The sequence below is a fragment of the Neolewinella lacunae genome (assembly GCF_014349155.1).
Lineage (GTDB): Bacteria > Bacteroidota > Bacteroidia > Chitinophagales > Saprospiraceae > Neolewinella > Neolewinella lacunae.
The window spans coordinates 178,802-201,930 of sequence record NZ_JACSIT010000152.1; the positions used below are offsets into that span (position 1 = coordinate 178,802).

The 23,129-nt window shown below is 60.2% G+C and carries 20 protein-coding genes; 12 read left to right on the forward strand and 8 right to left on the reverse strand.

Going from position 1 to position 23,129, the window contains the following annotated elements:
• Positions 1-944: 944 nt before the first annotated feature.
• On the reverse strand, positions 945-1,607 hold the full coding sequence (locus H9S92_RS19560; protein ID WP_187468388.1) for a 50S ribosomal protein L25: 663 nt from the start codon (positions 1,605-1,607) through the stop codon (positions 945-947).
• 297 nt (positions 1,608-1,904) lie between these two features.
• Between H9S92_RS19560 and H9S92_RS19565 the strand changes: the two genes are divergently transcribed.
• Genes H9S92_RS19565 through H9S92_RS19575 form a run of 3 tightly spaced genes read left to right on the forward strand, consistent with a single transcriptional unit; the run spans position 1,905 to position 4,422 of the window.
• Positions 1,905-2,255: a c-type cytochrome gene (locus H9S92_RS19565; RefSeq protein ID WP_187468389.1), complete on the forward strand. Its 351-nt coding sequence runs from the start codon at positions 1,905-1,907 to the stop codon at positions 2,253-2,255.
• Between the two features lie 5 nt (positions 2,256-2,260).
• The gene (locus tag H9S92_RS19570; RefSeq protein ID WP_187468390.1) at positions 2,261-3,397 is read left to right on the forward strand and encodes an anhydro-N-acetylmuramic acid kinase; all 1,137 of its coding nucleotides are present in this window, start codon (positions 2,261-2,263) and stop codon (positions 3,395-3,397) included.
• Positions 3,397-4,422, forward strand: a complete 1,026-nt coding sequence (locus H9S92_RS19575; protein ID WP_187468391.1) for an NAD-dependent epimerase/dehydratase family protein — start codon at positions 3,397-3,399, stop codon at positions 4,420-4,422. The genes H9S92_RS19570 and H9S92_RS19575 overlap by 1 nt, the downstream gene beginning before the upstream one ends.
• Here the strand turns inward: H9S92_RS19575 and H9S92_RS19580 are convergent.
• Positions 4,382-5,287 (reverse strand): lipid A-modifier LpxR family protein, encoded by a 906-nt coding sequence (locus H9S92_RS19580; protein WP_187468392.1) that lies wholly within the window; start codon positions 5,285-5,287, stop codon positions 4,382-4,384. The genes H9S92_RS19575 and H9S92_RS19580 overlap by 41 nt on opposite strands.
• A 244-nt stretch (positions 5,288-5,531) precedes the next feature.
• Between H9S92_RS19580 and H9S92_RS19585 the strand changes: the two genes are divergently transcribed.
• From H9S92_RS19585 to H9S92_RS19600, 4 genes are all read left to right on the forward strand, one after another.
• A complete protein-coding gene (locus H9S92_RS19585; RefSeq protein WP_187468393.1) occupies positions 5,532-7,763 on the forward strand; it encodes a S9 family peptidase in 2,232 nt (743 codons plus the stop codon).
• Between the two features lie 331 nt (positions 7,764-8,094).
• A complete protein-coding gene (gene yidD / locus H9S92_RS19590) occupies positions 8,095-8,355 on the forward strand; it encodes a membrane protein insertion efficiency factor YidD (protein WP_187468394.1) in 261 nt (86 codons plus the stop codon).
• Between the two features lie 63 nt (positions 8,356-8,418).
• Positions 8,419-9,612, forward strand: a complete 1,194-nt coding sequence (locus H9S92_RS19595; RefSeq protein ID WP_187468395.1) for a thioredoxin family protein — start codon at positions 8,419-8,421, stop codon at positions 9,610-9,612.
• Between the two features lie 119 nt (positions 9,613-9,731).
• Positions 9,732-10,883, forward strand: coding sequence for a prolipoprotein diacylglyceryl transferase (locus H9S92_RS19600; protein WP_187468396.1), 1,152 nt, complete (start codon positions 9,732-9,734; stop codon positions 10,881-10,883).
• A gap of 146 nt (positions 10,884-11,029) precedes the next feature.
• Here the strand turns inward: H9S92_RS19600 and H9S92_RS19605 are convergent, their stop codons facing one another.
• From H9S92_RS19605 to H9S92_RS19625, 5 genes are all read right to left on the reverse strand, one after another.
• Positions 11,030-11,821, reverse strand: coding sequence for a tetratricopeptide repeat protein (locus H9S92_RS19605; protein WP_187468397.1), 792 nt, complete (start codon positions 11,819-11,821; stop codon positions 11,030-11,032).
• A 41-nt stretch (positions 11,822-11,862) separates the two neighbouring features.
• The gene (locus H9S92_RS19610; protein ID WP_187468398.1) at positions 11,863-12,888 is read right to left on the reverse strand and encodes a VWA domain-containing protein; all 1,026 of its coding nucleotides are present in this window, start codon (positions 12,886-12,888) and stop codon (positions 11,863-11,865) included.
• A 140-nt stretch (positions 12,889-13,028) separates the two neighbouring features.
• Positions 13,029-13,571, reverse strand: a complete 543-nt coding sequence (locus H9S92_RS19615; protein ID WP_187468399.1) for a hypothetical protein — start codon at positions 13,569-13,571, stop codon at positions 13,029-13,031.
• A gap of 12 nt (positions 13,572-13,583) precedes the next feature.
• On the reverse strand, positions 13,584-14,588 hold the full coding sequence (locus H9S92_RS19620; protein WP_187468400.1) for a vWA domain-containing protein: 1,005 nt from the start codon (positions 14,586-14,588) through the stop codon (positions 13,584-13,586).
• Positions 14,585-15,604 (reverse strand): hypothetical protein, encoded by a 1,020-nt coding sequence (locus H9S92_RS19625; protein WP_187468401.1) that lies wholly within the window; start codon positions 15,602-15,604, stop codon positions 14,585-14,587. The genes H9S92_RS19620 and H9S92_RS19625 overlap by 4 nt, the downstream gene beginning before the upstream one ends.
• Before the next feature lie 285 nt (positions 15,605-15,889).
• Between H9S92_RS19625 and thrS the strand changes: the two genes are divergently transcribed.
• Positions 15,890-17,812, forward strand: coding sequence for a threonine--tRNA ligase (gene thrS, locus H9S92_RS19630; protein WP_187468402.1), 1,923 nt, complete (start codon positions 15,890-15,892; stop codon positions 17,810-17,812).
• A 365-nt stretch (positions 17,813-18,177) separates the two neighbouring features.
• Here thrS and H9S92_RS19635 read toward each other — a convergent pair whose 3' ends face one another.
• Positions 18,178-19,218, reverse strand: coding sequence for a potassium channel family protein (locus H9S92_RS19635; RefSeq protein WP_290282635.1), 1,041 nt, complete (start codon positions 19,216-19,218; stop codon positions 18,178-18,180).
• 171 nt (positions 19,219-19,389) lie between these two features.
• On the opposite strand from H9S92_RS19635, the gene H9S92_RS19640 reads away from it, so the two are divergent.
• The 4 genes from H9S92_RS19640 (at position 19,390) to H9S92_RS19655 (ending at position 23,091) form a co-directional block, all read left to right on the forward strand.
• On the forward strand, positions 19,390-19,866 hold the full coding sequence (locus H9S92_RS19640; RefSeq protein WP_246463998.1) for a low molecular weight protein-tyrosine-phosphatase: 477 nt from the start codon (positions 19,390-19,392) through the stop codon (positions 19,864-19,866).
• 160 nt (positions 19,867-20,026) lie between these two features.
• Entirely contained in the window at positions 20,027-21,289 is a 1,263-nt protein-coding gene (locus H9S92_RS19645; protein ID WP_187468403.1) for a 3-phosphoshikimate 1-carboxyvinyltransferase, read from the forward strand.
• A 38-nt stretch (positions 21,290-21,327) separates the two neighbouring features.
• The gene (locus H9S92_RS19650; protein ID WP_187468404.1) at positions 21,328-22,104 is read left to right on the forward strand and encodes a M48 family metallopeptidase; all 777 of its coding nucleotides are present in this window, start codon (positions 21,328-21,330) and stop codon (positions 22,102-22,104) included.
• A gap of 102 nt (positions 22,105-22,206) precedes the next feature.
• Complete coding sequence (locus H9S92_RS19655) at positions 22,207-23,091, forward strand: OmpA/MotB family protein (RefSeq protein ID WP_187468405.1); 885 nt, start codon at positions 22,207-22,209, stop codon at positions 23,089-23,091.
• Positions 23,092-23,129: the final 38 nt, after the last annotated feature.

A 23,129-nucleotide genomic window follows, 5' to 3' on the forward strand; every position in this document is an offset into this window, starting at 1 on the left:
GGAAAAACTCATAACTACGTTTAAAACCAGTAGTTACGTTTTTACAAGGGAGCCAAAAAACGGCGAACAGATTTCCCGTCAGATTACACACCCTAGGTGGAGACGTTTCACGTGAGGTGGAGTCGTTTCACGTCGACTGCAACCCCCTCCGACCACCTTACCTCGTGCATAAACCAAGCCATCCTGCGACGTAAAACGTCTGGACCTCACCTCGCCGTGAGGTGGAGACGTTTCACGTGAGGTGGAGTCGTTTCACGTCGACTGCAACCCCCTTCGACCCACCTTACCTCGTGCATAAACCAAGCCATCCTGCGAAGTAAAACGTCTGGACCTCACCTCGCCGTGAGGTGGAGACGTTTCACGTGAGGTGGAGACGTTTCACGTCGACTGCAACCCCCTTCCGACCACCTTACCTCGTGCGTAAACCAAGCCATCCTGCGAAGTAAAACGTCTGGACCTCACCTCGCCGTGAGGTGGAGACGTTTCACGTGAGGTGGAGTCGTTTCACGTCGACTGCAACCCCCTCCGACCACCTTACCTCGTGCATAAACCAAGCCATCCTGCGACGTAAAACGTCTGGACCTCACCTCGCCGTGAGGTGGAGGCGTTTCACGTGAGGTGGAGACGTTTCACGTCGACTGCAACCCCCTTCGACCCACCTTACCTCGTGCATAAACCAAGCCATCCTGCGACGTAAAACGTCTGGACCTCACCTCGCCGTGAGGTGGAGACGTTTCACGTGAGGTGGAGTCGTTTCACGTCGACTGCAACCCCCTCCGACCCACCTTACCTCGTGCGTAAACCAAGCCATCCTGCGACGTAAAACGTCTGGACCTCACGTAAAAAAAGTAACCTCCCCCATCCATTGAAGACGGGGGAGGCTACCAAGAAATGGGCCCGAAGGCCCGGTGCCGAAGCTATCGTTCGGCTATTTTGGGGGAAGACTATTCTGCGTCGTCGCCAGCTTCTTCGTCGCCAGCGTCGTCGGCCACTGCAACGGCAGCACCACCCTTGGCGGCCTTCTCGGCCTCTTTGCGGGCGGCAGTAGCGGCAGAGCGCAGGGCGCGTGGCACTTCAACCGTGGCGATGGGGGTACCGCCTGGGTTCATGATTTCTACACCTTCCATAGGGGCGATGTCGCGTACCCGGATGGCCTGGCCCAACTGGAGCTTGCCGATGTTGAGCACCACCTGGTCCACCAGGTGCTCGGGAGTAGTTTTGATCTTTACCCGCCGTACGGAGACGAGGAGCTTACCGCCACCGCGAACGCCGGGGCTGGTGCCCTCAAACGTTACGGGAACTTCTACCTTCACGGGGTGGCCTTTTTGCAGGGCCAGGAAGTCGATGTGCATCAAGGCATCGGTCACTGGGTGGAACTGGTAGTCCTTAACAATGGCCGAGTAGGTCGTGCCGTTCAGCGTGATCTCCGCCAACTTAAACTCGGGAGAGTAAACCAGGTGACGAACGTCCAGGGGCTTAACGGTAAAGTGAACTGGGTCGCCAGCACCGTAAAGAACGGCGGGAACGATACCATCACGACGGACGGTCTTGCTAAACTTCTTACCCAGATTTTCGCGGACTTCACCGCTAACTTGTACGGACTGCATAACTGTATTCTTTGAGCGCTGTTTCGCTTTCGGCCCGCAAAGATACTACTTTTTACGAAGTGGAGTAGCAGACGGCGTAATTTTCTTTCCTAAGCGCTTGAGTGGCACGCTATTAAACGCTGGCGGTGAGCTGCCGGGCCTGGAATCAGGCGGACAGCACCCGCGACCACGCCAATTTCCCCGCCGCTGAACCAGCTTATTACTTTGGCAGTTTGGGTTGAAAAGGGTGGCCAGTGGGCAAAAAAATTTTCCCAACGGTCCGCACAAGGTATCTTCACCCCTCCAAAAAATCTCCCCATGCAAAAGTTTTCCATCCTCCTCGTTCTGGCCCTGATTGCCCTGGCTTGCGGCGGCGGCGAGAATGCGCCCAGCGAGGCACCCCCTACCGCCACCAACGCTGCGGCAAAGAAAGACATCGACGTCAAAAAGATCTGGAAGGTCCGCTGCATCGCCTGCCACGGTTTGTACGGCGATATGGGGACCAACGGCGCGGCCAACCTCCAGGAAAGCGAGAAACCCCTGGAGTACCGCATCAACATCATCAAGAACGGCAGTGAAAACGGCGTAATGACGCCTTTTGGTGACATCCTCAGCGAGGACGAAATCAAGGCGATGGCCGAATACACCATGACGTTCAAAAAAGAGTAAGCCGGATGGCGGCCGAATACCTCGTACTGGGCATGATGTCTGGCAGCTCGCTCGACGGGCTGGACCTGGCCATTTGCCGCCTGCGCCTGGACCCCGGTGCGGAGCGGCTGGTGCCCGACTGGGAAATTCTGGCGGCCGAAACCGACGCCTATCCCCCGCCCTGGCGCGCCCGTTTGCGCTCGGCTCCGGCCCTGCCTGGCCGGGAGCTCTGGCGTTTGCACACCGACTACGGCCGCTGGGTGGGGCAGCGGGCGCGGGCTTTTCTGGACCGCCACCCCCAGTACGCGCCCACCCTGGCGGGCAGCCACGGCCACACGGTTTTTCACCACCCGGAAGCCGCCTTCACCACCCAGATCGGCGATGGCGCGGCACTGGCCAACGCCCTCGGCCTACCGACGGTAACGGAGCTGCGGGGGGCCGACCTCGCCCACGGCGGGCAGGGTGCGCCCCTCGCGCCATTGGCCGACCTGCACCTTTTTCCCGCCCACCCGGCCTTCCTTAACCTCGGCGGCATTGCCAACATTAGTGTGCGACAGCCGGACGGGACTTTCTCGGCTGGCGACGTCAGCGGTTGCTGTCAGGTCCTCGACCGCCTGGCGGAGCGCGCTGGCCTGGCCTTCGATGCCGACGGCGCACTGGCCCGCAGCGGGCGGATCGTCCCCGATTTTGCGGCTGCGCTGGACTTGCCCTACCACCAGCAGCCCTACCCGAAATCGCTCGACAACGCCTGGGTACGCGAAGTACTCTGGCCCAAAATCGAAAAACTCCCGGCTACGCCCGCCGATCTTCTGCACAGCTTCGCGCACTGGCTGGCGCAGCAAATTGTCCACGATCTTTTGCTTTTGGGCGCGGCCGCAGGTGCCGGGGAAGGAACAAGGAGCAAGGTGCTGGTGACCGGCGGCGGAGCCCGCAACAGTTTCCTGCTCGACGGCCTCCAGCAAGCGGCCCAAGACCAGCAGGCCCCTTTCAGCTTCGAGGCTCCGGCCAGTATGATTGGCGATTTTAAGGAAGCGGCCCTCATTGCCCTGGCGGCTTTGCTGCGGGTGGAAGGACTGCCCAATGCCCTGGCTTCGGCCACCGGTGCCCGCCTGGATACCATCAACGGCGCCCTCTACCTGCCCGCCCTAAGCCTCCCCAACTGATGGCTCAACTTCTCCTCACCGGGGCTACTGGCTTGCTGGGGATGGCCCTGGCCCGCGCCCTGGCGGAGGCTGGGCACCCTCTCCGGGCCCTGGTGCGGGAAGACTCCGACCCAGCGGCCAGCGCGGAAATTAGTGCCCTCGCTACGTTGTACCGGGGCGACCTGAACGACCCCGAAAGTTTATTGGCGGCCATGGAAGGAGTAGATACCGTCATCCACGCAGCGGCTATGGTCTCCTACCAGGCCCACGACCGCGATGCCCTCCTGCTGGTCAACGGCGAAGGAACGGCCAACGTAGTAAATATGGCCCTGGAAGCGGGCGTACGTCGCCTTATCCACCTCAGTTCAGTGGCGGCCCTCGACCGCGTAGACGGCGGGAAAGTGACCGGCCTGGCCAACCGCTGGCCCAGCGAACGCCCCAAGACCGCCTACGCCGAAAGCAAATTTGCCGCCGAACGGGAGGTTTGGCGCGGACAAGCCGAAGGACTGCAGGTGGCCGTACTCTACCCCTCCATCATCCTGGGGCCGGGCAACTGGGCGGGCCAGAACACCCCTGCCCTCTGGCGCATGGCCGCCGCCGAACGCAGTTTTTATCCCCTGGGCACGGCCGGCTTTGTCGATCTCCGCGACGTTGTAGACGCCACGCTCTTCGTTTTGGACAGGGATGTGGACGGCGACCGCTTCCTGCTCAACGCCGGCAACCTGAGTTGGCGGGACCTCCAGGAAAAAATTGCGCGGAGCATCGGGGCCAAAGCACCCCGCCTGGGCTTGGCTCCCTGGCAGTCGGCACTGCTCTGGCCGGTGGAAGGCCTGCGCGCCAAGCTGAGGGGGCAGCGCCCGTTGATCACCCGGGAAAGCCACCGCAACGTCCAGGCTCGCTACCAGTACGACGGCTCCGCCTACGTGGAGGCCAGCGGACGGCCCTACCGTTCCCTGGACGAGACCATTGCCACCATCGGTAAAGCATTCTTGGCGGATCAGGCGGCTACTCCAGGCGCAGTCCGATCCAGGCCCAGCGGTGACTGAGCCCCCCGTCGAATTCTTTGCCCAGCATCACGACACCGCCTTCCAGGACCAAGCCGTTGAGGTGTACTGCCCCGCCGTATTCGGTACGGCCCACGATTCTTTTGGGGACGATGACGCCGCGGTAGCGATCGTCGCGGTTGAATAGTCCGCCGGAAAGCGTGGCGTTGTAGCCCACTACCCGGGTGGTGCTGCCCAGGATCAATTCCACAAAAGTGCGGGAGTTGAATTGCAGGGGAACCGCCCGCAATGCCATTCCCATACTGCCGTCGGTGTAGAGGCTGCCCAGCTGCCCTGCTAACCGTGCTTCGAAGTGCAGGCGGGGGGAGAGGAAGAAAAGGCGTTGGTAGTGCAGGCGGTAGTTGACAATTAGGTCAGGTTTTACTTCGTGGTTCCAGCCGGGGATTTCCTCGGCAAAATTGACCATGCGGTGGAGGGCGTTCTGCATGCGTCCGCCGCCGGAATACTTGCCGAGGACGCCGAGGGTCCATTCGGAAGTGACGGTGGTCCCCAGCAGGGGTTGTACTACGCTGACGCCGTTGCTCAACACCAAATAACTGGCAAAGGGGTGGTCTCCGCGCACCAGCCTGACCGAATCAATGGCCTGGGGGGTGAAGATGCTCTGGTTGATCCGCCAGTAACGGGTATGGTGGGTGTTGAGGGCAGGGATCAGAAGGTTCGGCTGCAGGTTGCTGCGGCCGGCCTCCAACTGGATGCCACTGGTGAAGTAGCGGTCCGTTTTCAGCGGAAGGTAAAATACGTCGTTAGCAATCTCGGCGGCGAAATACGGTTTGCTGATCGATTGCGCGGGCAAGTAGTGCACCAGCAAAAGTAAAGCGGCCCAGACGCACCAGGCGCTTGGTTTCATTTTCTGACATACTGTAAATACGCTCCGGGATGGGGGGAGCTGGGTGGGGAAAGACTACGCAATAATACTAAATTTTGCGGTGAACGGTGGCTTTGCTTGAGGAAGCGACTTACGTAATATCCTCCGGGCCTGGATTGACGGGCATTGCTGTTTTTGTCCGCTACCCGGCACCTGCGGCCGCGCCATGCTCTTCGCCTTTGCTATCTTCGCCACTCTGCTTTTTGACCAGCAAAACCTCCAGACCATGCGATCCATTATTTTCCTCGCCCTTTTGCTCACCAGTTTCGCCAGCCAAGCGCAAACGGAGGCCATTACGCTCGATGACATCTGGCGCAATTACACCTTCAGCGGGGAGGGCGTAAGTGGGTTCAATTTCCTGCTCGACGGCCGCTCTTACGCCCGGCTGGAGAACAATGCCGTGGTGCGCTACGACCTGAAAACGGGCCAGCGCTCAGCGGTGATCGTCAGTGGCCAGGACCTGCCCAAAGCGACTGGATTCAGCGGTAAGATTGATGACTACCACTTCAGTGCAGACGAAAGCAAACTGCTGCTGAGCAACCAGAGCGAGCCGCTTTTTCGCCGCAGCTCGCAGGCCTATTTCTTCGTCTACGACCTGAAAGACCAGCGCCTGACGCCGGTTTTTCCCGAAAAAAAGCACCGGCTGGCGACGCTGGACCCCACCGGGCAGCGCGTCGCATTTGTGGTAGACAACGACGTATGGATCAAGGAACTGAGCAGCGGTGAACTGACGCGGGTGACCGATGATGGAGCGGTCAATAAGATCATCAACGGTGCCGCCGACTGGGTGTACGAAGAAGAATTTTCCTTCTCCGCCGCCATCCACTGGAGCCCCGACGGCGACTACCTCGCCTACCTCAAATTTGACGAGACGAAGGTGCCCGAATTTACCTACACCGATTTCCACGGTGAACTTTACCCCGAGTACAACACCTTCAAATACCCCAAAGTGGGCATGGAAAACAGCACGGTGAGCCTGCACGCCTTCCACCTGCCTACGGGGAAAACCCGCGACCTCCTTACCGTCAATACCAGTCCCGAAGACGAATGGCACTACCTGCCCCGGGTGCAGTGGACGACGAAGAGCGATGGACTGACGGCCCAGCGTATGAACCGCCACCAGAGCAAACTCGAATTGTTGCTGTTCAACCCCAGCACCGGGGCGCAACGCACCCTGCTGACGGAGGAAGACAAGTACTACCTTGACGTGCACGACGACCTCACTTTCCTGCCCGGTGGAGAAGGCTTCATCTGGGCGAGCGAAGCAGCGGGATACAATCACCTCTACCTGTACCCCATGGACGGCGGCCCCAAACAGCAACTGACGAGTGGCAACTGGGACGTCACCAAGTTTTACGGCACCCACGAAGGGCGGATCTACTTCCAGGCCGCGAAGGAAAGTCCCCTGCGCCGGGAAGTCTACACGAAAAGCCTCAAGGGAAGAGACCTCCCCCGCCCGCTGGCCGCTATGGCTGGTGTGAACGAAGCCCAGTTTTCGGGGACCTTTGATTACTTCGTCCTTTCCCACTCCACCATCAACCAGCCGACTACCGTGACCGTGATGGACAATGCCGGAGAACCCGTCCGGAAGATCATCGACAATATGGACCTCCGGAAAAAGCTGACCCGGCACGGGGTGCAGCCCGTGGAATTTTTCACCTTCACTACGGAAAAGGGGCATACCCTGAACGGTTACTTACTCAAACCCGCCCAGGCCCCGGCCGGCCGCAAGCATCCGCTGCTGATGCACGTCTACGGCGGCCCGGGCAGCCAGCAGGTGCTCGATAACTGGCGCGGGCAGAACATGCTCTGGTTTCAAATGCTGGTGCAGCACGGTTTTGCCGTGGCGGTGGTGGATAACCGGGGCACGGGCGCGCGCGGGGCAGACTTCAAGAAAGACACCTACCTCACGCTGGGTAAGCAGGAAACGGAAGACCAGGTTGCCGCCGCCCGCTACCTGGGTGGGCTGGACTTTATCGACAAAGACAAAATTGGCATCTTCGGCTGGTCCTACGGCGGGTTCATGGCCCTCCACGGCATCCTGCAGGGCAATGATGTTTTTGCCGCCGCCATCTCCGTAGCGCCGGTAACCAACTGGAAATGGTACGACTCTATCTACACCGAGCGCTACATGCGCACCTACGCCGAAAATGAAAAGGGCTACGACGAAAACAGCCCCATTCACTACGCCGACCGCCTGAAGGGAGACTTACTGCTGGTGCACGGTATGGGCGACGACAATGTCCACTTCCAGCACACCGCCGAGATGGCCAATGCCCTGATTGCGAACAACAAGCAGTTTGATACCTACTTCTACCCCAACCGCAACCACGGCATCTACGGTGGGCTTACCCGCCTGCACCTCTACACTAAGATGACCAACTTTTTGCTGGAGAAGATTGGCCCCGAGGCACCCGCTCGCCAGGCGACCTTGCAGATTGTGCCGGGAGACAACTAGGGGGGCGGATAGCGAAGACAGGTGATCAAACTTAGGCGAGTGGATGAATCCCCTCGCTACGCTGGCTAGGCCTAGGGTGTGGTGGTAAGGAGCTGTGGCCAGGTACAACGCTAGGCAGCAACCCAGCGGGTGGAAGTTTCTGCCGCTAAAAATTTTTTTGCCCAGCCCAAAAAAAATTCAGGAGGGACCGAACATCCGGAAAAACGCTTCCGTTGGAGTCGATAACAGTGAAAGTTCTGACTCTAGCGAAAGGCTCCTCCAAACCATTGTTTGCGGGGAGCCTTTCTACTGTTTTGGGCAACCGGCCCGGGTTTGGAATCGTTTCCCCACTATGCTGAAGTGGTTACTGATTTTGCCCATTCGGATTTACCAGGTAGCGCTGTCGCCCCTGCTCGGCCCCAACAAGTGCCGGTACCAGCCCACGTGTTCCAGTTACGCGATTGGGGCGATTGAGGAATGGGGGGTATTCAAAGGCACCTGGTTGGCGCTCAAGCGCATTGGCAGTTGCCACCCCTGGGGCGGCCACGGCCCCGACCCCGTCCCCCGCCGACCGCAGGCCCCTGGGAATAAGCCCGATGATGCTGTATCTTAGACCTTTCTTTGGGCCTTCCGCCGTCCGGGGGGAAAGTCTTTAGCCTCCATAAATTATCGACGCATGTTTGCTTTGTTTCGGAAATGCTTTGTTGTTTTCTCCCTGTTCTTCCTGGCCGGAAGTCTTTCGGCCCAGGGCATTGAATTTTTCAAAGGGACCTGGTCGGAGGCGCTGGCCAAGGCCGCAGCCGAAGACAAGTTGATCTTTGTGGATGCCTACGCCAGCTGGTGTGGCCCCTGCAAGCAGATGGCGGCCAACGTCTTTCCCCAGGCGGCAGTGGGGGAGTACTTCAACGCCAATTTCATCAACGTGAAATTTGATATGGAGAAGGAGGAGTCGGCAGAATTCCGGCAGAAGCACCGCGTGCGGGCCTACCCGACCCTGTTCTTCATTGATGGTAAAAACGAGGTGGTCCACCAGCTGGTTGGCGGACAGCGGGTGGAGGGACTCATTGCCGCCGGAGGGGTAGCGATGGGGAAGATGGACGATCTGGATGCTTACGCGGCCCAGTGGGAAGCCGGACCGCGCGACGCCAAACTGGCCCTGAAGTACATCCGGGCCCTGGTGCGCAGCAAGGAAAGCCACCTGAAAGTGACGAATGATTACCTCCGCGAGCAGCAGGACCTCACCTCGGACGAGCACCTCAATATTTTGCTGGTGGCGGCAACGGAAGCCGACAGCCGCATCTTTGACCTCCTGGTAGAAAAGGAGGACGCCATCATCGCCCGTTTTGGCGAAGAAGCTTACCGCAACCAGGTGGAGCGGGCCGTACTGGCCACCAAAGCCAAGGCACTGGAATATAAAGACGCCAACCTGATGAAAACGGCGGTAGAAAAAATGGCGCTGGTGGATGCCGCAGCCAGCAAGCAACTCGCCCTGGCCGGCGCTTTTGCCCTGGCGGCGAAGGGCAGCGACCTCAAAACCTTCTACAAAGCCGCCAAGAAGTACCTTGATAAGGGCGTACTCGGCGAAAATGCCCGCCTGGAAGAGATTTTCCAGACCACCTCCTCTTCCGGTTTTATTCACGACGCGAAGGTCCTGGACCTGGCCATCGAGGCGGGAGCCCAGGCTGCCGCCAACGACGCTGCCACCGGCTACCGCCAGTACTACCGCCTGGCCGAGTTCCTCCTCAAGCAAGGTAAAGCCGACCAGGCCCTCAGCTACGCCAAGCAGGCCCTGAGCACCCTCCCCCCCGATCTGGGCAACTACGAGCGCGCCATCCAGGGCCTCATCCAGCGCATCGAAGAATCGCGCTAGGCCAGTGGGGAGACTCCGCTGGGCGCTACTTTTACGGCGCAGGGCTGTTGGCCCGCCTTATGGATTCCCCTGTTGTACTGTGAATATGCTCTAAGCCACCCGTACCCACTTCCGTTGTTATGTACCCCGATCTTTCCTACCTTTTTCACGACCTTTTCGGTACGGCGCCGGATAATTGGCTGAGCATTTTCAAGACCTTCGGGTTCTTTCTTTTGCTGGCCTTCATCGTTGCCGCCCGCCTGCTGAAGTGGGAGTTGCAGCGCCGCGAATCCATCGGCCAGCTCCAGCCCCGGCGGATGACGGTGGCACCGGGCGCGGGCGTGACTACGGCAGACTACCTTTTCAACGGGGTATTTGGCTTCGTGCTGGGCTATAAGGTACCCTACGCCATTGCCAACCTGGACACCTGGAAAGAGGACCCGACGGGGGTGTTGCTCTCCACGGAGGGCTGGTGGTGGAGCGGCCTGCTCGGTGGCCTGGCCTTCCTGGGCTACTACTATTACCTGAGCACCAAGGCTCCCAGTGACGTTCAGCCCCGGGAGGTCGACGTTTACCCCAGTGATCGGGTGGGCCCCATCACGATGATGGCGGCGCTGGGCGGTATCCTGGGGGCCAAGTTTTTTGCCATCCTCGAATATTTGCCGCGCTTCTTTGAAGATCCGCTGGGCGTGCTGCTCAGTGGCGATGGACTGGCCATCTACGGCGGCCTCATCGGAGGCGCGCTGGCCGTGTTCTGGTACCTGCGCCGCAACCATATTCCCGCGATGCCCGTGGTGGATGCCGTGGCTCCTTCCCTGATTGTGGCCTACGGCGTGGGTCGCATCGGCTGCCAGTTGAGCGGCGACGGCGACTGGGGCATCGTGGCCGCCCCCCAGCCTGCGTGGTGGTTTTTGCCCGACTGGGTATGGAGTTATGACTTCCCCCACAACGTGCTCGAGCGCGGGGTGAAGATGGCGGGCTGCGAACTGGACTACTGCTACCGCCTGGCGGAGGCGGTGTACCCCACGTCAGTTTATGAAACGGTGATGGCCTTCGGGATTGGGGGCGTGCTCTGGGCCCTCCGCAAAAGGCTTACGCCGGTGCCGGGCCTGCTTTTTGCGATCTACCTTTTCTTCAATGGAGTGGAGCGCTTTTTCATTGAGTTCATCCGGGTCAATGACCGCTATGACGTGCTGGGGCTTTCCCTTAGCCAGGCGCAGATTATTGCCATCTGCTTCATGCTGGCGGGCTTACTGGGGGGCTGGTACTTTTTACGTCGGGCGCGGGTTTAGGATGCTGGTTTTTTTCCGCTGCGCGGTTTTTTTGAACCACTAAGACATTAAGGTCACTAAGGGTTGTAGTAGGGTCTTCGTACGTTACCGGGGTACAGCGAAAACAAGGGGACACATCCTCCCATCCGGGGCTTGACGCAGCGCATTTACCAATCCTTGCCATCGGTGCAGCCCGAGCGTTCGCCCTTCTGCAATTTGCGCATGGTCTCCTTTTCCGCTTCGGCGGCGATGGCCAGTTGCCGTTCGGCTTCTTCGCGGCTCATGCGGGGCTGGTTGGGGTTGGCCTGCGATTGGCCTTGCTGGTTCTGGGGGCTGTCTTGTTGGTTGGGGTTGTCTTGGGGTTGACCCGGTTGTTGCTGTTGTTCGCCGGGTTGCTGCTGCTGGTTTTGCTGCTGCTGCTGCTGCTCGTCGGGCTGGCCCTCTCCCTGCTGTTGCTGTTGTTGGTTTTGCTGCTGTTCCTGCTCCTGCTGGTCTTGGTTCTGTTGGTTTTGCTGTTGCTGCTGTTCCTGTTGCTGGAGCTGGCGGATGGCTTTGCTGAGGTTGTACTTGGTTTCTACGTCGTCGGGATTGATGCGGAGGCTTTGCTTGTAGGCTTCGATGCTTTCCTGGTACTGCTTTTGTTGGTACTGGGCGTCGCCGAGGTTGCGGTAGGCGCGGGAGCTTACGTCGGGGTCATCCGTCAGGCTGGCCGCTTCTTCGTAGCGTTTGGCGGCTTCCTGGTAGTCGCCGCGTTCGTAGAGGGCGTTGCCGAGGTTGTAATTTCCTTGGGCGGAGTTGTCTTTTTCCAGGGCCTGGTTGTATTCCTGGCGGGCTTGCTCGTAGTTCTGATCTTTGTAGGCCTTATCTCCCCGGCGCAGGGCACGGTGGGCCGCCTGGGCATCGAGGGTGCTCAGGGTCGCGATAAAGCAAAGGGCAAGGAGGCAGATTCTCAGGTACATCGGTGGCGGTTTGTGGAAGTTAGGTTGGGCAGGTGGGTGGTTTAAATCTCAAAAGCGGCGGCCCGCTTGCGGTCTTTCCAACCCATGCTGAACTCGATGAGCAGCAGCAGGAGGGCGGGGGCCAGGAAGTAGTAGAAGTAACTATCGTAAGTAGAAAAAGATTGGCTTTCAAACTCTTGTTTCTCGATGCGGTCTACGCGGGCGCGGATGGCGTTGGCCAGGGCTTTGCTGTCGCCCGTGAGGGGGAAGTAGGCACCGCCGCCCTGGCTGGCGATGGCTTCCAGGGTGGCGGGATTGGCGTTGGTCGTGGCTGCGCCGCCGCCGGTGGTGCGGACGTAGTCTTTGCGGCCATTGCTCAGGGTAACGGGCATGAGGCTGCCTTCTTGCTTGCCGACGCCGACGGTGTAGATGAGCAAACCCTTGCCGTGGGCCGCCGCCGCTGCCGCCGCTGCCGACCCCGTGTGGTCTTCCCCGTCGGAAATCAGGATGAGGGCGCGGTGGTTGGCACTGCCTTCTTCGTAGGCTTCTTCGGCGCGTTCAATGGCCTCGGCCAGGTTGGTGCCCTGGGCGCTGATCTGGTAAGGCGCGGCGGCGGAGAGGACCGACTTGACGAAGGCATAATCCGTCGTCAACGGCGCCTGCATCAGCGAGGTACAGGTGAAAAGCTCCACGCCCAGGTTGTTCCCCACCAGCTCGTCCACCAGCGCAGTAGAAAAGTAGCGCGCCCGTTCCATGCGGCTGGGCTGGACGTCTTCGGCCAGCATCGAGTTGGAAATGTCCAGCCCGATGATGATGTCGATGCCCCGCCGCTTGATCTCCTGCCGCTCGGCCGCCCACTGGGGGTTGGCCAGGGCCAACGCGAGAAAAGGAATGGCCAGCAGGAGGAGCGAGAATTTCGTCCAGGGCAAACGCCGGTTCAGCCCCGGGGCCAGGTGATCGAGCAACTCACGGTTGGCAAAGCGTTGCAGTGCCGCCCGGCGTTGCCGCCAGTACCACACGAAGATGGCCAGTAAGACCGGGACGGCCAGCAGCAACCAAAGGTATTCGGGAGATTGTAGTCGGAACATAAGCTTTCAGCGTAGGGCAGTGGCTTTGGCGCAAGTTACGCCTTTCCCTCCATTGCTCTCCCCCTTTGGGGGTTGGGGGGCCAACGAACTCCCCCTTTCGGGGGGGCGGGGGGGAGCACCTGCGGCCGCGCCCACCCACGTCACTTTTTCTTGATCTCGCGGATCTTGGCCAAAATCGATGGCGTCATTTCCTTGGGCATCTCGAAGGTGTCGCGGCGGTAACGCGACCAGGCTTCCTCCTCCGCCAAACGGTGGTCCACTTCCTGCCGCGCCAGCGCACAGAGGCGCTTGAGTTGGGGGAATTTCTTTACGATCTCCTCCAAAATGCGCTGGCATTCCTCCATGCTGTTGCTGGGGAAAATATCGACCTGCAGGGCAATTTCAATCCGCCGCGGCTGCCGGCTGTAAAACCACTCCTGGATGCTTTCGAGGTCGACGTCTGCACTGGCTTCGCCCGACCACACCAGGAGGTTGTACAACTCGGCGACCTTCGTGGCGGGTACCCCCTCGGAAAGGCGAAAGATCAACTCCGTGAGCCCGTCCTCCGGTACGAGGTCCAAAAAGGCCTGCAACTCGCGGAAGGCATCTTCGGCCAACGCAATTTCCTCATAACCGGGGCGGCCCCGGAGGGTCATGCGCTCGTAAACGCGGTGCAGTTGTTCTTTGGCGGCGGTAGGATTCAAGCGGGCAGTGGGTTAGGGTACGGTCTTCAACACCGTGTACCGCAAGACGGTTTCGAGCAGCAGCAGGAAGAGCCCAAAGAGCAAAAAGCGGGCAAACTGTTCTTCGTAGCGCTTGAAAACGGTGGTCTCGATTTCCGTCTTTTCCAGTTCGTCGATGTAGCCGTAGATGGATTCGAGCTCTTCGGTATCGCGGGCGCGGAAGTAGCGGCCGTTGGTCGTCTCGGCGATGTAGGAAAGCAGTTTATCGTCTACCGTCCCCCGCGTAGGTTTAAAGGTGTAGCGGCCGCCGCCCAGGGGGCTGGAGGGCATCAGGGTTTCCTGTCCACTGCCCACGCCGATGGTGTAAACGCGGATGCCGAATTCCTTGGCCAGCTCGGCGGCGAGCTCCGGACTGTGGTAGCCGGCGTTGTTTTCGCCGTCGGTCAGCAGAATGATGATTTTGCTGGCCGTGGGACTGTCCTTAAGGCGGTTAACGGCCGTCGCCAGGCCCGAGCCGATGGCCGTGCCGTCGGTAATTTCCCCCATCTGCAATTCGGCCAGAAAGCGGTCGATGATGGCTTTGTCTACCGTCAGTGGCGACTTCGTATACGCCTCGCCAGCGTACACCACCAGGCCGATGCGGTCAAATTCCCGGCGGGAGACGAAGTCGCGCGCCACCTGCTTGGCCACCTCCAGGCGGTTGGGCATAAAGTCGGTAGCGCCCATGCTCGTGGAAAGGTCGAGGGTCAAAATGATGTCGATGCCTTCGGCCGTGACGGATTCTTCGCTCAGATCGAGCCGCGGCCGGGCCAGCGCAACGATGAAGAGGCACAGGGCGGCCACCCGCAGCAGGGGCAGGGCCGGCCGGGCCATTCCGCGCCAGCCTTTCATGTCCCGGATGGACCGGGTGCTGGGCAGGCGAAGGCTCACTTCCCGTTCCCGTTCGCGGCGCAGCTGCCAAAAATAAAGCAGGGGCGGTACCACCAGCAGGGGTAGCAACCAGGGGAAAACGAACTCAAATTGGTTCCACCAGCTCATATTTCTTGCTCGGTTTGGGTGGTGGCTCCCCCCCGGCCCCCCGAAGGGGGGAGAGGAGAAGGTTCCTGAGTCGCAGGAGGGGGAGAAACTGGGGATGGCGTTGGCCTTCCCGTCGTTTGGACGAAATTGCGGACGCGTTCCAGGCTCCGGGGGTGGAGCTCAGCGGCTGGCGTGGCCTGGGCAAATTTTACGAGGTCGGAAAGCTGCAACAACTCGCCCAGTTCGTGGCCTTGCACGCCGTCCAGTTCCTCCCGGCGACCCAGTTCGGCGGTGATCTGCCGGGTGGTCATCTCCATCGCCGCTACGCCAAAGCGGCTTTCCAGGTATTCCCGCAGGATGCGCGTCAGTTCGCTGTAGTATTCCTTGGTTTGCCCCGCTTGCCAGAGTTCGCGGGCCTCCAGGGCCTTGAGTTGGGTGAGGGCAATGACGTCGGCCGGCGGCGGCGGAGGTGGTGGCGGAGTGGCCCGTTGCCGCCGTTGCCGTTGGCGGTAGACCAGGTAGCCCACGCCCGCTACGGCCAGGAACAGGAAGAGCGGCCAGAAGTCGAAGACGTTCAGCGGCTCTTCAATGATGGGTTTGATGGGGCGCAGCTCATTGTCGTCGCCCACCGGTACGGCGCGGACGCGCAGCAGGAGGTCTTCGGTAAAGGCCGTATCGCGCCCGCCATCGGCCGCCAGGTAGGTGTAGGGCAGGCGCGGCACCACGATGTAGCCGGTATCGAAACTCGTAATGAGGAAGCGTTGCTGCAGCAGCAGTTCGGGGGATTCGGCCACGGTGCTCAACGGCTTGGCGTCAATCACTTCCAGTCCCTCGGCGGCGTTGAGGAAGTCGGCGGGCAAAGCGCTTACCTGCGTGGCCGGCGGCGCGGAGATGTTGACCTCCAGCCAGATCTGGTCGCCAATGTCGATCGTCTTCTGGGCCAGCGCCGCCCGGGCCAACACCCGCTCGTTGGTCGCCTGTTGGGCGGGCAACACGGCGCTCAGGAAAAGACAGCAAAGCAAAAGACGTAAGGGCATGCGGCAAAGATAAGTAAAGGAGGAAAGGCGAAAAGGCATAAAGGGGAAAAGGAGTAAAGGCGTAAGGTCGCGCGTCTGCTACTGAACTATATACTATGCACTATGAACTAAAAAAGGGCGCTGCCGCAGGTGCAAGGTAAGGTTGGACAGCAGCAGCGGACGCCAGGGAGACTGTTCATCTAAGTGTGTCTAGTGAACTATGAACTACTGCACTATTGAACTATCCCCACTACCTTTGCGGCCAAACAAAGCGCCTTCGTTTGTAGGGAGGCAAATATTTACCCAATGATTAACATCAGTTTCCCCGACGGTAACGTCCGTCAGTACCCCGCCGGCAGTACGCCGATGGACATTGCCAGCAGCATCAGCGAAGGCCTGGCGCGCAACGTCCTCTCCGCCAAAGTCAATGGCAAATTGACCGATCGCGATCTGCCACTGCACCAGGACGCAACCCTGGCCCTCCTCACCTGGAACGACCAGGAAGGCAAGGAAACCTTCTGGCACTCCACCGCCCACCTCATGGCCGAGGCACTGGAGGCCCTCTACCCCGGCATCAAATTTGGGTACGGACCGGCCGGAGAAAACGGCTTTTTCTACGACGTAGACCCGGGGGAAGGAGTATCCATCTCCTCCGACGACCTGCCCCGCATCGAAGAAAAAATGCTCGAACTGGCCCGGGGGAAAAACGACTACGTCCGCCAGGAAATCAGTAAGGCCGACGCCATTGCCTACTTCACCGCCAAGGGCGACGAATACAAACTGGAATTGCTGGAAGACCTGGAAGACGGCTCCATCACCTTCTACACCCAGGGCGGGTTTACCGACCTCTGCCGCGGGCCCCACATCCCCAATACCGGCATCATCAAGGCCGTCAAGTTGCTTAAGCTGGCCGGTGCCTACTGGCGCGGCAACGAAGAGAACAAGCAGCTGACCCGCATCTACGGCATTTCCTTCCCCAAAGCCAAAGACCTTACGGACTACCTGACGCTCCTGGAAGAAGCCAAAAAGCGCGATCACCGCAAGCTGGGCAAAGAACTGGAACTGTTCATGTTCAGCGAAAAAGTAGGCGCTGGCCTGCCGATGTGGCTGCCCAAGGGTACGCAGCTGCGCGAACGGCTGGTCAACTACCTCAAAGTCCGCCAGGAAGCCGCCGGGTACCAGCAAGTAACCACGCCCCACATTGGCAAAAAAGACCTCTACGTCACCAGCGGCCACTGGGATAAGTACGGCGAAGACAGCTTCCAGCCCATCAAAACACCCCGGGAAGGCGAGGAATTCATGCTGAAGCCCATGAACTGCCCCCACCACTGCGAGATGTACAAATTCCGGCCCCGCTCCTACCGCGAGTTGCCCCTGCGTCTCTCGGAGTTCGGCACGGTCTACCGCTACGAACAAACGGGAGAACTCCACGGCCTCAGCCGCGTCCGGGGTTTTACCCAGGATGACGCCCACATCTTTTGCACGCCCGAGCAGGTAAAGGGCGAGTTTCTGGCCGTAGTGGATATCGTCCGGGAGGTTCTCGGCATGATCGGTTTCAACGAAGTGACGGCGCAGATCTCGCTGCGCGACCCCGCCAACCCCGGGAAGTACATCGGCTCCGACGAAAACTGGCGGACCGCCGAGCAAGCCATCATCGACGCCTGCGCGGAAATCGATATGAAAACCGTGACGGCCTACGGAGAGGCGGCGTTTTACGGCCCGAAGCTGGACTTTATGGTCCGCGACGCCCTCGGCCGGCAGTGGCAGCTGGGTACGGTGCAGGTGGACTACAACCTCCCCGAACGCTTTGAACTGGAGTACATCGGCCCCGACAACGACACCCACCGCCCGGTAATGATTCACCGCGCGCCTTTCGGTAGCCTGGAGCGCTTTACCTCCATCCTGATTGAACACACGGGCGGCAAATTCCCGCTGTGGCTGGCCCCGGAGCAATTCGCCATCCTGCCCATCAGCGAGAAATTCAATGCTTACTCCCAGGAGATCCTCCAAGAGTTGGCCAAGCACGACATTCGCGGGATGGTCGACGACCGCAATGAAACCATCGGCCGGAAAATCCGCGATACTGAGCTCAAGCGCATCCCCTTTATGCTCATCGTGGGGGAAAAAGAACTGGAGGCCGGTGGCGTAGCCGTACGCATCCAAGGGGAAGGCGACAAGGGGACGATGACGATTCCGGAGTTCGTGGACTTCTTCCAGACCCAGCTCTAGTGGTAGGCTGTCTAATCTAATGGGTTTAACCCGTGCGCGCTTTAGGGGCCTGGACTGCCTAGGTTGAGACCCTCTGGGTCGATCCAGCTAATCACGGTGCCCCCTAGGTTGAGACCCTCTGTGGGTCGATCCAGCTAAGTACATTGGCGTATTCTCCTACGACCCAGAGGGTCTCGACCTATTAAGCGCTTGAGCATCCCCGGTTGGCCAAAGTGAGTACGGCTGCGGCCTGGCTAATTAGACAGCCTAGCTCTAGTGGTTCAACTATAGTGTAACGATACTTACAGTTTAGTCCACCAGGACCATTGCCCGGGCGGGGATACGGATGCTTTGGCTCCGGGTGCCCACCCGCGCTTTCCACCTCCTCAGATGCCCAGCACCTTGCGGAGGGCAAGAATCTGGGGTTGGCTGCCCACCACGATGAAACTCTCGCCGGGGTGAAGGGCGGCGCTGGGGCCGGGGTTGACTTCGTAGCGCCCGCCCACCAGGCGGTGACCGATGACGTTGACGCCCGTCTTTTGCCGCAGGCTCATTTCCTGGATGTTCTTGCCCTGCAGTGGGGCGGGGAGCTGGTCGTAACGCACTTCTTCAAAGCCAATGTCGGACTCCAGTTCATTGGTTACGTAGCTGAAAAACTCCACCGCACCGGGTTTGGAGATCAGGGCGGCCATGTAGAATCCCCCGATTTGTTCGGGCATGATGACGTGGCTGGCACCGGCTTTGATCATTTTCTCGCGGCTCCGGCTCTGGTGGGCCCGGCTGATGATGCGCAGGTGGGGGTTGAGGTCTTTGGCGGAGAGGACGATGAAAAGGTTGTCGGAATCGTCGCTCAGGGCGGTGATGAGGCTCCCCGCACGGCTGATGCCCGCCTCCTGGAGGACCTCATCGTGGGTGGCGTCGCCGATGATGTAGGGGAGATTCCGCTCGGCAAATTCCGGCAGGTGCAGGTTTTCCTCCTTTTCATCAACGACTACGAAAGACTGTCCGTGCTCCAGCAAATGCCGGGCGATTTCCTGTCCGTAACGCCCGAAACCGCAGATGATGGTGTGGTTTTTGAGGGCGTCGATGCGGGCGCGCATGCGGTTCTGTTCCATTTGTACGAATAGTTTTCCTTCGATGACGTAGTAGGAGAAGGTGGCCAGGGCGTAGGCCACAATGCCGATGTTGACCAAAATCATCACCGAAACAAAGACCTTGCCCGTTTCCGAAAGGGGCTGTACCTCTCCGAAGCCGACCGTCGAGATGGTAATGGCCGCCATGTAAAAGGCATCCGACAGCGAATAACCCTCAATGGTGATGAGGCCCACAATCATCACCAGCATGGTCCCCACTACCAGGAGGAGAGACACCTGAAGGTTGAGCACGGTAGTCCTTAAGCCAAGAAAGCCCAGCAGGCGGGTGAGCACGGCGCGCGGATTTAGGAAAAGTGAACTGCGGATTGCCGCGCTAAGGTAGGCTTAAGCCCAGAGGAAATTGCGGTAGTTTTGGCTCGTTTTCACCGGTAGACGGTCCGCTGGAAAGCTTCGGCGTACTACCCCTACCTTTGCCGTGGCCGGAAAAACCATTCTACCGCCCCCTTGCCCCCCTCATCCATGCGCATCCTCAACGTCTGTCTTGGCAACATCTGTCGCTCGCCGCTGGCTGAGGGGCTTCTGCGTCGCGCGGTGGAAGCCCGGGGACTCTCCTGGGAAATCAGCAGCAGTGGCACGGCGAATTACCACGTTGGCAAGGCACCGGACCGCCGTAGCGTAGCCATCGGTAAAGCACATCAGCTCGACATCAGCGGGCAGCGGGCCCAGCAGGTTACGCGGGCCGATCTGGACCACTACGACCTCATCCTGGCGATGGACCGCCAAAACCTGGCCGATCTCCAGGCTCTGGCCACCACGCCAGCACAGCTACAGAAAATCCACCTCTTTCTCGACTTTGCGGGTTTGCGCGCGACGGAAGGCCCGGATGTACCCGACCCTTACTGGGACGACAGCGGCTTTGCCAGTGTTTACGCCCTGCTGGAGCGGGCCGCCGAACGGATTGTGGAGCGCTTGGTGGATTGATAGCTTTGGCCGGGTGTGCTTCAGCTTGCTGTTTGCAAAGACTTTACCCCGCACCTGCGGCCGCGCCCGAATCCAGAACCGGCGGGGAAGTAGCCGCCTAAGTCAGTAGCAGCCCTTACTTTTGCCCCAACCTCGGCCGCTCCAAAAGCCACGAAAACGTATGCTTGAATTAAGCCATCCCGGCGGTCCCTTGCGCGGCCGTATTGCCCTGACTGGGTCTAAGTCCATCGCCAACCGCGCCCTGATCATCCGGGCGCTGACGCCGGGCGGATTCCCCATTCACCGGATGGCCCGCGCCGACGATACGGTGCGCCTGGAAACGCTGCTGGCCAGCTCCGACGAAGTACTCGACGCCGGCCCCGCCGGCACCACTTTTCGCTTCCTGACCGGATTTTTGAGCCGCCGCCCCGGCTACCAGCTCCTGACCGGCAGCCAGCGCATGAAAGAACGGCCCATCGGCATCCTCGTCGATGCCCTGCGGCAGCTGGGGGCCGACATCACCTACGCCGAAAAAGAAGGCTACCCGCCGCTCCGCATCGGCTACGCCGCTCTGGACGCTACGGCGGAGTTACGCATTGCGGCCAACACCAGCAGCCAGTACATCTCAAGCCTCCTGATGCTGGCACCCACCCTGCCGCAGGGCCTGCGCATTACGCTGGAAGGGGAGATCGTCAGCTTGCCCTACATCAACATGACTTTGGCCCAAATGGCCTACTTTGGGGTGGAACACCGCTGGGAGGAGCAGACGATTGTGGTGCCTCCCCAGGCCTACCAGGCGAAGCCATTTACGGTGGAGGCGGATTGGTCGGCCGCCAGCTACTACTACAGCCTGGCCGCCCTGGCCCCGGAGGCCGATCTCCACATCGAAGGCTTGTTTGTCAACAGCCTCCAGGGCGATGCCGTAGTGGCCAAACTCTACGAGCGTTTTGGCGTGACTACCGACTACCGAGAAGGCGGCATCCACCTCCGCAAAGCGCCGGGGCAAGCAGCGCCTCCGTTCTTCGAGCACGACTTTGTGGAGTGCCCCGACATTGCCCAGACGCTGATGGCCACCTGCGCGGGCCTGGGCACCCAGGGCCTGTACACGGGTTTGCAGACCTTGTTCATCAAAGAAACCGACCGCGTGGCGGCCATGAAGGCAGAACTCGGCAAGCTGGGCGTTTCCCTCTACAAGCTCCCGGCCCGGATGGCGGGAAAATCGGGCACCACCTACTTCGGTCAGGATGGAAAGGCCGACTTCAGCGCGGGCGCTCCCGCCTTCGCCACCTACCACGATCACCGGATGGCGATGGCCATGGCTCCCCTGGCTTTGCTCCACCCTGTGCGCATCGAAGACCCCGAAGTGGTGGGCAAAAGCTACCCCGATTTTTATGCGGACTTCCAAACCCTGGGATTCCGCGCGGAAGAAATAATGGGCGAGTGAAGTAGCCCGTTAACTGAAGACCTTTAACGACGTGCCCCATGCCCCGCAAACCGACCAAAGTAGGCGAAAGCCGGCAAACGCTGACCATCGGTAACTTGAACATCCCCGTTCAGATCATCACGGAGATGGGGCGTAACAATACCCGGGCGGCGATTACCAACCGAGCCCTCATCATTCGTTTGCCCCACTTCCTGAACGGCAGCGAGCGGATCGACCACATCGCGAAAATGCTGCAGTGGGCGCGCGATACCCACCAGCAGAAACCGGCGGCTTTTGCCTACTTCGCAAAAGTGCCCGACAGTGGACAGTATCAGTTTCGGATCCGGGAGGTAGACTATCGCATTTCGGTAGAGGCCCACGACCTCGGCTTTCACCGCGTGGTGCCCACCGCCCCCGCTGAATTGTTGGTGACGGTCAACCCCGAAGACGGACGGGTGGACGGCGGTAAGATGCTGACCAAGCTGCTGGCCAAACACTTCGGCGAAGTCTTTCTGCCCAGCGTCGCCGAGCGCGTGGCCGAACTCAACGAGCAACACTTCCGCCGGCCCGTCAACGAAGTGAAGATGAGCGACACCTACTCCCGCTGGGGCAGTTGCTCCCACCGGGGCAACATCAACCTGGCCACGCGCCTGCTGCTGGCCCCGCAGGAGGTGCTCGACGCGGTCATCATCCACGAGCTGGCCCACCTGGTGGAGGCCAACCACTCCGCCCGCTTCTGGGCCCAGGTGGAACGCGCCCTGCCCAACTACCGGGAATACGACGAATGGCTGCGCGCCCACGGCAAGAAACTGCTGTTTAAGCCCACCCCAATATGAGGGGACAGGCTGGATTTTGGGAGGGAGTAAGTAGTCCGCTTTAAGTCGCCGGAAGCCCTTAGTTTTGCCCCACCATCATCCCCCCCCTCGACTTCGCAACCCATGCGTATTCTTACCTACCTGCTTTTGGCGCTGAGTCTGAGCGCCTGTGTGTTCCCCAAAAAAGTCAAGCGCATTGCCGCTGAATACGACGCACGGATTGCTACCCAGGCGGCCGAACTGAACCTGAAGCAAGACAGCATTACCAACTTACTGCTGCGGCTGGAACGGTCTTACGGCGCCAACGATGCCCTGCTGCTGACCCAGGACCGGCTGCAAGACCGGCTGGCCATCCAGGAAGACGAACTCGACGCCCTGAAGGGTAACCTCAGCAACACCAGCGCCCGGCTGAGCACCGAGCTGGCCACCGCCAGAGAGGAGAAACTGCGGGCGGAAATGGCTTTTGACACCCTCATCGCCCGGCAGGCCAGCCTGGTCAACCAGTACGAAGCGGGCGTGAAAAACGCCATCTTCGTCCTTTTGGATGGCCTCGATTCGCTGGTGCCGCCGCAGTCCTTCACCATCACCCAGTCCGCCGGAGAAGTAACCCTGAGCGTGCTCGAAGATCAGCTGTTCTACCCCCGCTCCACCGAGCGGCTCAAGGGTGGGGCGGCACCGGTGCTGCGGGCTGTGACGGATGCCTTACAGTCCGACCCCCTGCTGAAACTTACCGTAGTGGGCCACACCGATAACCAGCCCAATCCCCTCCGCAATACCAGCAACTGGGAATTCGCGGCCCTGCGTGCCACCCGGATTGCCGACGAACTGGCCCAGGTCTATTACCTCAGTCCCAACCGCCTGCTGGCCGCCAGCCACGGGGAGTACGGCCCCGCCAAGTCCAACGCCACGGAAGAAGGACGCCGCGCCAACCGTCGCATCGACTTCGTTTTGCGCAACAACGTTGGAAACCTGCTGCGCGAACTCGGCCGGCTCGGCGAAAAGCAATAGTCTAAACAAAAAAGGACTGTTGAGGACTTTTTTAAACC